This window comes from Bacteroides propionicigenes (assembly GCF_018390535.1).
Lineage (GTDB): Bacteria > Bacteroidota > Bacteroidia > Bacteroidales > Bacteroidaceae > Bacteroides > Bacteroides propionicigenes.
Genome location: NZ_JAHBBW010000013.1, coordinates 79,443 through 92,264, shown reverse-complemented (window position 1 = coordinate 92,264; position 12,822 = coordinate 79,443). Strand labels below are relative to the sequence as shown.

Genomic DNA, 12,822 nt, shown 5'->3' with positions numbered 1-12,822 from the left:
TTTAAATAAACTATGGCAGACAGTAAAGAAAAACTCTTCTCGGACTTTTCTCCGGTTTCTACGGAACAGTGGATGGAGAAAGTAACCGCAGACTTAAAAGGTGCGGACTTTGAGAAAAAGCTCGTTTGGAGGACGAATGAAGGATTCAAAGTGAAACCTTTCTATCGTATGGAAGACCTCGAAGGTTTGAAGACCACAAATGCTCTTCCCGGTGAGTTCCCGTATCTTAGAGGTACAAAGAAAAACAACAATGAGTGGTTCGTTCGCCAGGAAATCAAGGTGGAATGTCCTAAAGAAGCCAACGCCAAAGCATTGGATATCTTGAACAAGGGCATCGATTCACTTTCTTTCCATGTGAAAGCGAAAGAACTGAGTGCGGAGTATATCGAGACTTTGCTGAAAGACATCTGTGCCGAATGTGTGGAACTGAACTTCTCCACTTGTCAGGGACACGTGGTAGAGTTGGCGGAACTTTTAGTCGCTTACTTCCAAAAGAAAGACTATGACCTTACGAAGTTGCAGGGTTCTATCAACTACGATTATTTCAACAAGATGCTGGCTAAAGGCAAAGAGAAAGGCGATATGGTAGCTACTGCCAAAGCCTTGATTGAAGCCACTTCCGCTCTTCCGAAATATCGTGTGCTGAATGTAAATGCACTGACACTCAACAATGCGGGGGCATATATCTATCAGGAACTGGGTTATGCGCTGGCTTGGGGTAATGAATACATGAACCAACTTACTGATGCCGGACTGCCGGCAGCGTTGGTAGCCAAGAAGATAAAGTTTAACTTCGGTATCAGTTCCAACTACTTCCTTGAAATTGCAAAATTCCGTGCAGCCCGTATGTTGTGGGCCAATATCGTGGCTTCTTATAATCCGGAATGCTTGCGCGATTGCGAAAACAAGGGCGAACATAATGAATGCCGTTGTGCCGCCAAGATGAGGATACATGCGGAAACTTCCACTTTTAACCTCACTTTGTTCGATGCGCACGTCAACTTGTTGCGTACGCAGACTGAGGCTATGAGTGCCGCTCTTGCAGGCGTTGACTCCATGACAGTGGTTCCGTTCGACAAGACCTATGCAGCTCCCGATGAATTCTCAGAGCGTCTGGCACGCAACCAACAATTGCTGTTGAAAGAAGAATCTCACTTTGATAAGGTGATTGACCCGGCTGCCGGTTCTTACTACATCGAGAATCTGACCGTGGCTATTGCCAAGCAAGCTTGGGAACTGTTCCTTGCAGTAGAAGAAGAGGGCGGCTTCTATGCTTCTGTAAAATCCGCTAAGGTACAGGCGGCTGTGAACGAAAGCAATGCGGTTCGTCACGCAGCTGTTGCCAAACGTAAGGAAGTGTTGTTGGGTACTAACCAGTTCCCGAACTTCAACGAAAAGGCGGGCGACAAGAAACCTTTGGAAGCTTCTTGCTGTTGCGGCGGGCACAGCACTTGCGAAAAAGATGTTCCTTCACTGAACTTCGACCGTGCAGCCAGCGAATTTGAAGCGCTGCGTCTGGAAACGGAGGCTTCGGGTAAGCGTCCTAAAGCCTTTATGCTGACTATCGGTAACTTGGCAATGCGTCAGGCACGTGCTCAATATTCTTGTAACTTCCTGGCTTGTGCCGGATATGAAGTTGTTGACAACCTCGGTTTCCCGACTGTAGAGGAAGGTGTGGAAGCTGCAATGGCAGCTAAAGCCGATATTGTGGTTCTCTGTTCAAGTGATGATGAATATGCGGAATATGCTGTTCCTGCTTTCAAAGCTTTGAATGGCCGCGCTATGTTCATCGTGGCCGGTGCTCCTGCTTGCATGGATGAGTTGAAGGCGGCAGGTATCGAGAACTTTATCCATGTTCGTGTCAACGTTCTGGAAACATTAAAGGAATTCAACAAGATATTAATCAAGAATTAAGAATGAGAAATGAAGAATAGGTTGCGCATTTATTCCGCATGGTAATTCTTCATTCATCATTCTTCGTTCATCATTTTTAAGAAGATGAGAAAAGATTTTAAAAACTTAGATATATATGCCGCTTTCCAGCCTGCCAATGGCGCTGAGTGGCAAAAGGCTAACGGCATCAAGGCCGACTGGAAAACTCCGGAACACATTGAAGTGAAGCCTGTTTACACGAAAGAAGACCTCGAAGGAATGGAACACCTCAACTATGCGGCAGGTATTCCGCCCTATCTGCGTGGTCCGTATTCAGTGATGTATACTCTGCGTCCGTGGACTATCCGTCAGTATGCCGGGTTCTCTACTGCCGAAGAGTCCAATGCTTTCTATCGCCGTAACCTGGCTTCCGGTCAGAAAGGTTTGTCCGTTGCATTCGACTTGGCTACCCACCGTGGCTACGACCCCGATCATGAGCGTGTAGTAGGTGACGTTGGTAAGGCAGGTGTATCTATCTGTTCACTGGAAAACATGAAGGTGCTTTTCGACGGTATTCCTCTGAACAAGATGTCAGTGTCTATGACAATGAACGGTGCGGTGCTTCCGATTATGGCATTCTACATCAATGCCGGTTTGGAACAGGGAGCCAAGCTGGAAGAAATGGCAGGTACTATTCAAAATGATATTCTGAAAGAATTCATGGTGCGTAACACTTATATCTATCCGCCTGCATTCTCCATGAAGATTATCTCCGATATCTTTGAATATACATCTCAGAAGATGCCTAAGTTCAACTCTATCTCTATCTCCGGTTACCATATGCAGGAAGCCGGCGCTACGGCGGATATTGAGTTGGCTTATACGCTGGCCGACGGTCTGGAATATCTTCGTGCAGGTGTTGCTGCAGGTATTGATATTGATGCGTTTGCGCCTCGCCTGTCATTCTTCTGGGCTATCGGTACCAACCATTTTATGGAAATAGCCAAGATGCGTGCCGCACGTATGTTGTGGGCTAAGATTGTGAAGCAGTTCAATCCGAAGAATCCGAAATCACTGGCATTACGTACGCACTCCCAGACTTCCGGTTGGTCACTGACTGAGCAAGACCCGTTCAACAATGTAGGCCGTACTTGTATCGAGGCTATGGCTGCCGCTTTGGGGCATACACAGTCTCTTCACACCAATGCTTTGGATGAGGCTATCGCATTGCCTACCGATTTCTCCGCACGTATTGCACGTAATACGCAGATTTATATTCAGGAGGAAACTTATATTTGCAAAAATGTCGATCCATGGGGCGGTTCTTATTATGTAGAGTCTCTGACCAATGAACTGGCGCACAAGGCCTGGGAACTGATTCAGGAAGTGGAGAAACTGGGAGGTATGGCAAAGGCTATCGAAACCGGTATTCCAAAGATGCGTATCGAAGAGGCTGCCGCACGTACGCAAGCCCGCATCGACAGCGGTTCACAGACTATTGTAGGTGTAAACAAGTATCGTTTGGAAAAAGAAGCTCCCATCGATATCCTTGAGATTGATAATACAGCTGTTCGCCAAGAGCAGATTCAGAACCTGAAGACATTGAAAGAAGGTCGTGATGAAGCTGCTGTTCAGAAAGCGCTCGAAGCCATCACCAAATGTGTGGAGACGAAAGAGGGTAACCTGTTGGAACTGGCAGTGGAAGCCGCACGCGTTCGTGCCACATTGGGTGAGATTTCGTATGCTTGCGAAAAAGTTGTAGGACGTTATAAAGCAGTAATTAGAACTATTTCAGGCGTGTATTCATCAGAAAGTAAAAATGACAGCGACTTCCACAAGGCGTGTGAGTTAGCTGAGAAGTTTGCGAAGAAAGAGGGACGTCAACCTCGTATCATGGTAGCCAAAATGGGACAAGACGGTCACGACCGTGGCGCCAAAGTTGTAGCGACCGGATATGCGGACTGCGGTTTCGATGTGGATATGGGACCGTTGTTCCAGACTCCTGCCGAAGCGGCTCGCGAAGCTGTGGAAAATGACGTTCATGTAGTAGGTGTTTCTTCATTGGCTGCCGGACACAAGACATTGGTTCCGCAGATTATTGAAGAACTCAAGAAGTTGGGTCGTGAGGATATTGTAGTTATCGCAGGTGGTGTAATTCCCGCACAAGACTATGACTTCCTCTATAAAGCAGGTGTAGCTGCCATCTTCGGTCCCGGTACTCCGGTAGCGAAAGCTGCTTGCCAGATTCTTGAAATCTTGTTGGATGAGGAATAATCTGTAAAGATAAATGTTAAAAAAAGGACGGAATATGTTTACATATCCGTCCTTTTTTCTTAATCTATGTTATGAAACATACTTTTTTTCTTGGATAATTTGCAGATTTCTCAAATGTCCGTATCTTTGCAATGTGTTTTTCATAGTATTAGATTTAAGGTTAACAAAGGTTGGAGTACAGCGGTACTCCTTTTTTTATGCCCTTACATTACGTAAGGGCATAATCAGAACCTCTCTTAGATATGTTTATAAATAGAGAACGGGGATAAACGATTATCCCCGTTCGTCAAAGTTAAAAAAAACAACCCTTTGTCTAACCTTGATTCTTTATTTTTTCATATCGATGTATTTCTTCATCGCTTCCAGATAGTAGTAGTCTGCATAATTCAGGGGTACATCTATCTCGGAACCGTGAGGCAGTGAACCGGTGGAGTGCATTAGCACGTAACCTTGATTGCTGCCTTTGGCAGACAGGTAACCGGGACCGGAAAGGCTTTTCAGAATAGTTTCGGCATAGTCTGAATATTTCTTTCCGTCGGGTACGAAAGTACTGAGTTCTAAAAAGGCAGATGCTGTTACAGCAGCGGCAGAAGCATCGCGCGGAGTCTTTTCGCCTGCCGGAGCGTCATAATCCCAATAGGGAATAAGGTCATCGGTCTTTACGCGTTCCATAATCATGTCTGCAATGTGGACGGCTTCTTGCAAGAATGCAGTATCCTGAGTCTCACGATAACAGGACGTGTAACCGTATACGCCCCATGCCTGTCCGCGCGACCAAGCCGACTCCGCGTTTTTACCCTGATGCGTTTGTTTTATTTCCACGCTTCCGTCATTGTTGTAGCTGACTACGTGATATGAAGTGTAGTCGGGGCGGAAATGATTTTTCATTGTGGTTTGTGCATGCTTTACGGCTATATCCTTATATTTATTGTTTCCTGTCAGTTTGGATACGTTGAATAACAAATCCAGATTCATCATATTGTCAATGATGACGGGGAAGTTCCAGGTACCGAAGTCCCATGAACGGATGCAACCTATTTCCGGATTGAAACGGGCGCACAAGTTGTCCGCTGTTTCCACGAGTACGGCTTTTATGGTATCGTTGGGAGCCAGACGGAGAGCATTGCCGTAGCTGCAGTTCATCATGAAACCTACATCATGCGTACCTGTCAGCTTTCGTACCGGATTCAGTATATTGGTGTATTCGACAGCACGTTTTTTCAGCTCTTCATCACCGGTCATTTCGTAGGCATACCAAAGGCTTCCGGGGAAGAAACCGCTGGTCCAGTCGTAAATTCCGCAAAGATGGCGTTGTCCTAATTGCAGGGCTGCCGGGTTGGGACGCAAGGAGTCAATGTAAGATTTGTTCTCACGCTGCAATTGCGCATCAAGGAAATTGATGTCATAGCCGGCATAGATGGAACGCGGCAGTTTGTCTGTTCCGGACAGCTCCTCGGCTGTCAGTTTCAGTTGATAGGAAGCGGCATCAAGTGCATTGCTAATCCAGGCTTCTTCTTGAACCGGTGTGTTTTTACAACCTGTCATACCTACGAGCAGGGCGGTTGCAAATAACAAAGAGTTTCTTTTCATGTTATTAAATATTTAGTGATTATCGTTTGTTGACAAAAGTATGGATATTCAGGAAATATTTTGTACAAGATTGTCGAAAGCAACTTAGACATAGTTCAAAGGCATATCACTTTTGTCGAACACGGTTTTAATTCTGTATTTTCTTACTATGCGGCATTATTTTCCTTGTAATTTCTTGACTTGAAAGTCTGTGAATAGTGTATGGTTTTTCAGTAGCCGCAGGCCGAAATGTCCATCCCCCTCATTGTCTTTTATGGGCAACCGGAACAATTCTTCACCATTGACGCGATAAGTTGTGATTCCCTTTTCTACACGAATCCGGATGTCATACCATTTATTGGGCAGTAACAGATGCGCTTTGTCCGTATATTCTTTGATTACGGGGCGTGCCACCGCATCGTTGGTGTCTGCCGCTTTGGCAAAGTATTGACGGAAGCGGGTGGTGGAGTTATGGTTCCCACCATACCCCACATAAAACAGGCTCAATGTCTTGTAACGCTGAAAGATTCCGTTTCTCCATCCGCTGCGTGCAAAAAGATTGTCGGGATGCTCCGGATCATTGGCTCCCCAGAAGCAGTTCAAGTCGCTAAGGCGGTCGTATTTGCCGCCTTGCATCAACATCTTCACGCGATAGCTGATTTCATAGTCTCCGGTGATGCGCCGGTTATACCACAGTGTAAGACCTTTCGGAGCGGTAATTTCCAATGTATCACCCGATACGAGGATTTTTACTTCACCGGAGTGGTCTTCTGTTGTCCAATCCTTTAAGGCCACCTGTGCCTGGGCCATGAATGGAAGTAACATTAATATGCTTCCTAATACGAGTGTGTGAAGGTTGCTTCTTGCCATAAATGTTGTTTTATTACAGTTGATATTTTAATGTCTGCTTTTTCCCGTTGAGGCTGACTTCCACTTCCATGGCATCGGAACTGTTGTTCTTAATCTTGGCTTCCATTTTCGGGAAGTCTTTTGTGCTCTTGGCAGGATAGATAACGGTTACAAACTGTACGTTTTCTTTCTCTTTCTTTTCCGTATTGAACGAAACTGCGGTACGTTCGGTACGTTGACGATAGGCGACTGAGTACCAGCCTTCTTCTTTCTTCAGCGTTGTTTTCTTGGGAACGAAGCATTGTAATTTTACTTGGCTTTCACCTGCAAAGTCTGAAGAAAGCGAGAACGTTTTAGCGTCAATATCAATGTCACCGTCACATAACTGATAATGCAGGTTTACATTTCCGGTGGCGTTTCCTATCGCTTCATCCACGATAACGAAGTATTGCCGGTTCACGAAGAATACGGAGCGACGGTGTTTCAAGCCTTTATAACTCGGGTTCTCCGTAACCAATATTTGTACATCTCCTTCCGGTTTCCACAACTTGGTTACTGACTCTGTGGTTTCCAGATTTTTATTATCCAAAGTCAAAGTATTATGTACGGCAGTCTGCCTGAACCAGTTGCGCAGCTTCATCACTTCCGCCCCGCCGGCATAGATGTACGAACCGGAGTCGGGGAACAGGTTCTTGCCGTTAAACCACAACTCGAAAGTTCCGTTGTCCGGTTGGCAGTGCCATTCGCCCTTAGGACCGGCTTTCACTACCATTACAGTAGCGTCCTTCTTCCAGCCGTTTCTAAAGGCGAAGAAACCGGACTTCAAGAAACCTTTGGAAAGGTTTGCCGGAGCTTCTCCCTCTTGCCCGTTGGTTGCAAAGTAGCGTATCTGTTTGTTTTCGGGGAACAGTTTGAGCCATTCTTTATAATTGGCTTGTTCTGTTTGCGGGTCTCCTTTTTTGGCATCACTGAAACAGGGATTGGTGTAGTCGGGGTAACAAACGTTCATGTAGAACATAATCATGGATTCAATCGTGTTGATGTAATGAGCGGGAAACTCATTGCGGAATCCGTTAACGTCCGCCATACGCAGTGCTTTGCAGAATATCTCTATACAAGCTAAATGGTAGTGCAAATCCAGCTCGAACTGACCGCCGTCCGGGTAAACCTGTACTTTTATTTCCCTGTTCAGGATGTCGATACCGCTTTTTCTCCATGCTGCCGCTTCTTTAAATTCCGGGAAGAAAGCGCCGGCGGCCAGCATACGTTGCGCTTCAAACAGCAGATGATTGCCTTGGTCCGAGTAGTTGCCGAGGATGTGGACGGCATGTCTGTGATAGTTCACCAGAAACTCTGTCAGGAAGGCGGGGGTAAACGAGGGGGAGTTGATAAAGAGTGTAAACTGGTTGATTTGGTCTTGCAGACGGTGGCTGGTTTCCAACGGACGCCACGCGAAACGTACATTCTCGGCATCTCCTTTCACCTCTCCGGTGCTGGCAAGTTCAAACTCTTCTTTGGTGACGGTGGTCAACGGGTTTTTCTTCACCCAGTCGAGGTATTGGAAAGTCCATTCCTTGGCGTACTTCTCATTACCCGAAATACGATAAGCCTTACCCATAGGGGTAAACCATTTGTGGCGGTGGAGTTGCCAACGCAGCTCATTGTCTTTCACCGGCCAATATTTCCAGTTAATGTCTTTTCCGTAATTGAAGGCGGGCTGATAACCGTCGTGCACGTAGAATGTGTGCTCCAGTGCTTCGTCCGCCCATTGCTGCTCACGTTTGTTGATGGTGATATTGCTTAAGTCGATTGCCGGGTTGACAACGCCGGTGCGGTGGCGGTAATACTCCAAAAGCGCTTGCGCCGCAGCCTCTTTCTTTCCTTGTCCGTAAAGGTCTTTCACTTTTTCCAAACCGGGATAGTTCAGGTTCAGCTGTGAAAAAGCCTCTTCATTGATGGATTGTGCCTGTAATGAACAGGATAACATACAAATCAAAAGTACAATAATGTGTCTCATGTAGTTGGTTTATTAGTAATTATGAATATTGTTTTTTTATTTTATTGCAGTCCGAAGAAGTTCCGCCCTTGTCCGTCAACGGGACTTATAACAGGAATGGCACCTCCTTCGGTAGTCAGGACAACGGTCTCTCCCTTCTTTAAATCTAAAGAGTACTCTCCTTTTCCCGTTGGAGTAAGTGTGGCGTGGCCAAGTTTTACTATTGGTTTCACCATATCTGTACGTAAAATACAGGGTTCTCCTGCAAGGCTTTTGATACGGATGCAGGTTGTCTTTCCATCTTTCCGTCCGGCAGACACGAGAAATGCGCCTTCCGTCCTTAAATCTTCGAACTGCACATCTCCCCATTGGGAAGGTACGGCAGGGAATACGCGTATCTTTCCGCCCCAACTTTGAAGCAGCATATCGTGTATGCACTGTGCGCCGGACAGGGGAGTCTCAATGACCGGGCCGCTTTCCATATACATGGTATTGGGGCGCAGCGTACGGGCAAACAGGCCGTTCAGCTTTTCCAACGCTTTGTCTCCCTCGCCAAACGCTGCATACAGTGAGGAAGCTCCCGTGTAAGTGTATCCGAGGATATTTCCCGGCAGGCTGTGCCAATGTTCCACAGATTTTTCCATGAGTTCTTTGCTGCCGCTTTGTTCAGCATTCAGTAAATAGAGCGGGTAGAACATCAGCAGATGCGAGTAATGGCGGTGCGAACGGCTAAAAGGCACATCTTTGCCTATCATCATGCCGTTTTTATCTTGCGGATAGTCGGTCAGCTTTTCTGTGACTTCTTTCCAGCGGGGTATCAGTTCATCGTCAACGGACAGGATTCGGGTGGCTTCGAGCAGTGTGTTGCATCCCCAGCGTAGTAATGCGATGTCGTAATTGCAATCCTCGGCAGTACCGTATTCGGGAGAGAAAGTCCTTTTCAGGTGCAGTTTGCCTTGTTCGTCTTCTTTCAGGAAAGGAAGGTAGAAATTAATGGCGCGTCTTAATGTCGGGAACAGGACATCCCTCAGTATTGTCTCGTCCATGCTGAAACGGTATTGCAGCCAGATATTATGGCAAATCCACGGTAAGTTTCCTACTTGGGCTTTCTTTTCGGTACCGGGTACATTCACCATTTCTCCTGCCAAGCTGAAATCAGTGGCAACGGGCAGTGCCGCTGCATCTTTCCGGTAGGCTTCGGGGACATTGCTTATCAGATTCTTCAGATTGCTGCCGATTGCGTTGACCAGCGGCATTCCCAGCTCCAGACGGTTGGAAGCATATACCGACCAATAGCTTAGTTGTACATTCAGGTTCCACCACGCGTTGGGCCAGGGAGTAAGCACTTGCCAGGGACCGCTGTTGTCCAGCAAACCGCCGCCAATACGTGTTGCGGATGCAAGTTTGTACATTTGCGCCCAATAGAAGTTCTCCTTCTTTTTGTCGGGCAGGCTTACGAAGCTCTGCGGGTAGTAGCTGTGCCACCACTCCCGGTGAGCCTTTAGGAGAGCCGGCAAGTCGTTTTCTTGCAGATTAGCCAATGCTGTTTCCACTTTTCGCATAGCATTCGTTTCCGGAAATGAATATGCGTTGCTTATGATGAGGACGCTTTTATTATTTTTCCTTATCTCTTTCCAAGCCGTGGCTGTACCGCCGCCGGCAAGCAGAGGCTGCCAACAATAGTTCACTCCGTTGCGTGCGGATAACTGTGATACGGGATTGGATATATAATCCTTTTTAAAATGTTTTTTACTTTTTATGCGGATAGCGTTCAATTGTCTTGGCGAGTCCGTATTCTCCGGATAGAATTTCCAGATGAAATCCTTTTCTCCTTCCGTAGCTTCGGCTTCAACGATGATGTAGGGGTTTTCGGAGGTGACGCAGGCTTTCAGTTTTATCTCTCCTTTAGTGGTGCGGATACATCCGGTGGTTTCTGCGTTCCATAAGCCCAGTCTCATGTTTCCGGATTGTATTTCTCCTGCAGGTTGCAGGAGGAAATAGCCGATAAGCAGACGGCATCTCCCGTAGATGCTTTTATCATCGGCGCGACGGTCGTGTACCATGCTGTTGCCGATGTCTACCCGTATGGCGTTTTTGCCGGGTTCTTTACAGATATAAGTCCCCATACTGCCGTTTCCCATAAAGGGGGCTTCATACCATGTTTGGGGGAGCCGCGTCCAAATCATGTCCTGTTGGGACATGAAATTCTTCCAGTCTATTTGGCAGTGGCAACAAACAGTTATGCACCAGACTGTGATGGAGAATAAAAGAAGTCTTTTCATGTGTTATAGATTCGTTATCATATGTTTTTATAGTATATGTTTTCTCTTGTAACAAAGGTAACAGATTATTAATGAAATGAGGTTTGATAATGTCGAAAGGTCTTGCATTATATTATGCTGCATTTTTAATTTTGTCTCATGAAGTTTTAGAATTGTGCAATTCTATATAAAAGCAAGGTATGTTATGGTATACTCAATCAGATTAAGCCATAACATACCTTTAAAACTTCAGAATTATTTAGAGCACTTCAATATTCTGGTTTATTGATGTCTTAGTTATATCCGGGATTATTTTTTCCCTCTAATTTAGGATTACTTTGTATTTCTTTCAAAGGTATGGGAAACAATTCATGTTTTCCGGTTACGAAATTTTTGTATGCCGGATAACTGTCATTGGCGTTGATAGGTTTATTTACTGCACTTTTGCTGCCAAACAATTCTAATGCCTCTTTCAATATTCCCCAACGGATAAGGTCATACTTGCGTTGTCCTTCAAATGCCAGTTCAAATGCCCGTTCCCAATAAAGGGCCGTACGGAATTTTCCGGCATCATCAGCGTCGCTGATGAATGGCAGGTTGTACACTTGAGGAGCTTTCACTAAACTCGTATAATTGCTTGGGGTGATTTCTGTCGCTTTAGCACGGGTACGGACTTTGTTCAGCAATGTCCATGCCATTGGCGTGTCTCCTGTTTCATTGTAGGCTTCGGCAGCCATCAACACAACATCGGCATAGCGTAGCGGGCAATAGTTCACATCAGTACTATTCGGGTTCTTATAACCTATTGGCATCCATTCGCGACGCCATTTTCCCGGATACCATCTGTTGGATTTGTTTTCAACTTTTTTATGATTGTAAGATTGGGTGTCCCATTTGTACATATATGTACAAACCATAACATCACGGCGTACATCAGAATTTTCAAAGAAATCTTTCCATTCGGGTACAACCCGGAAGAATGCATTGGCCCGTCCCATGAAATTAGCTGTTTCTGTGGGTTTGATTACAGGGGCTACTACTTCCGGACCGTTATAAGTTCCCCATACTCCCTTTCCCTGAGTTCCATCAGGAGTGAAGTAAAATGCAATCTCAAAAAGATTTTCTTTAGAGTTGATAATACCGGCGGATACATCCTTAAATAATCCGTCGAAACCATTAGGATAGAAATCATGGTATTTGTTTGCTTCAAAAGCCTCCCATTCTTTAATAACTGCACCGAAGTATTCTTTTCGTTTTGCATCATCGGGGCGGGTCAGGTTTCCGTCTTGTTGCAAACTGTAGCCGGCACGTTGTAGATACACACGCATTAATAGAGCTCTTGCAGCCCCTTGCGTTGCTCTCTCAGGAGACGAGGAAGCGTCAGCCCACGATAAGTTGTTTTTAGCGAAATCCAAATCTTTGATTATTTCATCGTAGATTATTTCACGGCTTGTACGTCCTTGAAATGTAGATGCATAGTCAGAAGTGTAGGTAGTCTTAAAAGGAACATCTCCCCAATATTTAACCAAGTCAAATGCAAGGAACGCACGTAAAAAGCGAGCTTCAGCTACCAATGCTTGTAGTGCTTTATTCTCTTCATAGCCCGGCATTGATTGAATACCGTCAATGGCATAGTTTGCCCGATCAATGCCCTGATATTTATAAATCCATATATTTTGAATCCATGCATTGGACGGAGTGAGTACATAGTGAGCTATGTCTCGACGTATATTATCAATATTGGTTCCGTTCATGTAATAGGTATCGTCTGAAGCCGGGGTCACGGTTTCTACAGAGCCATAATGATCGGAATGTTCTATGGAATGATAGATACCGTAAATTGCCATTTCTGCTTTAGATTCAGAGGTAAAGAATTGCTCTTTCTTGTAGGAAGAATCCGGTTCTTCTGTCAGCGTATCTTCGCATGAGGTAAGCCCTGCCAAGAATAAGGTCGAAGCTATGTATAGTAAGTGATATTTTTTCATTGATGTAATCTTTTAA

Annotated in this window: 7 protein-coding genes; 2 read left to right on the top strand and 5 right to left on the bottom strand. The window is 45.6% G+C overall.

All coding sequences use genetic code 11. From position 1 onward, the window contains the following. Positions 1-12: 12 nt before the first annotated feature. Together mutA and scpA are read left to right on the top strand one after the other, a co-directional pair. Positions 13-1,914, top strand: coding sequence for a methylmalonyl-CoA mutase small subunit (gene mutA / locus KG118_RS14520; protein ID WP_117710864.1), 1,902 nt, complete (start codon positions 13-15; stop codon positions 1,912-1,914). An 84-nt stretch (positions 1,915-1,998) separates the two neighbouring features. Further along, a complete protein-coding gene (gene scpA, locus KG118_RS14515) occupies positions 1,999-4,146 on the top strand; it encodes a methylmalonyl-CoA mutase (RefSeq protein ID WP_009123127.1) in 2,148 nt (715 codons plus the stop codon). Between the two features lie 327 nt (positions 4,147-4,473). Here the strand turns inward: scpA and KG118_RS14510 are convergent, their stop codons facing one another. The 5 genes from KG118_RS14510 to KG118_RS14490 all read right to left on the bottom strand — a co-directional run bounded on the left by KG118_RS14510 (position 4,474) and on the right by KG118_RS14490 (position 12,806). Next, positions 4,474-5,736: a DUF4995 domain-containing protein gene (locus tag KG118_RS14510; RefSeq protein WP_117710863.1), complete on the bottom strand. Its 1,263-nt coding sequence runs from the start codon at positions 5,734-5,736 to the stop codon at positions 4,474-4,476. 156 nt (positions 5,737-5,892) lie between these two features. Next, positions 5,893-6,585 (bottom strand): DUF6250 domain-containing protein, encoded by a 693-nt coding sequence (locus KG118_RS14505; RefSeq protein ID WP_117710862.1) that lies wholly within the window; start codon positions 6,583-6,585, stop codon positions 5,893-5,895. A gap of 13 nt (positions 6,586-6,598) precedes the next feature. Continuing rightward, complete coding sequence (gene hepC, locus KG118_RS14500) at positions 6,599-8,581, bottom strand: heparin-sulfate lyase HepC (RefSeq protein WP_117710861.1); 1,983 nt, start codon at positions 8,579-8,581, stop codon at positions 6,599-6,601. 41 nt (positions 8,582-8,622) lie between these two features. Further along, positions 8,623-10,842 (bottom strand): glycosyl hydrolase family 95 catalytic domain-containing protein, encoded by a 2,220-nt coding sequence (locus tag KG118_RS14495; protein ID WP_117710860.1) that lies wholly within the window; start codon positions 10,840-10,842, stop codon positions 8,623-8,625. Positions 10,843-11,114: 272 nt separating this feature from the next. Beyond that, positions 11,115-12,806: a RagB/SusD family nutrient uptake outer membrane protein gene (locus KG118_RS14490; protein ID WP_117710859.1), complete on the bottom strand. Its 1,692-nt coding sequence runs from the start codon at positions 12,804-12,806 to the stop codon at positions 11,115-11,117. Between the last annotated feature and the right edge of the window lie 16 nt (positions 12,807-12,822).

Bases quoted from the DNA above. Each gene is read 5' to 3' on its own strand.
- mutA (WP_117710864.1), top strand. From the start codon at position 13: ATGGCAGACAGTAAAGAAAAACTCTTCTCGGACTTTTCTCCGGTTTCT.
- scpA (WP_009123127.1), top strand. From the start codon at position 1,999: ATGAGAAAAGATTTTAAAAACTTAGATATATATGCCGCTTTCCAGCCT.
- KG118_RS14510 (WP_117710863.1), bottom strand. From the start codon at position 5,736: ATGAAAAGAAACTCTTTGTTATTTGCAACCGCCCTGCTCGTAGGTATG.
- KG118_RS14505 (WP_117710862.1), bottom strand. From the start codon at position 6,585: ATGGCAAGAAGCAACCTTCACACACTCGTATTAGGAAGCATATTAATG.
- hepC (WP_117710861.1), bottom strand. From the start codon at position 8,581: ATGAGACACATTATTGTACTTTTGATTTGTATGTTATCCTGTTCATTA.
- KG118_RS14495 (WP_117710860.1), bottom strand. From the start codon at position 10,842: ATGAAAAGACTTCTTTTATTCTCCATCACAGTCTGGTGCATAACTGTT.
- KG118_RS14490 (WP_117710859.1), bottom strand. From the start codon at position 12,806: ATGAAAAAATATCACTTACTATACATAGCTTCGACCTTATTCTTGGCA.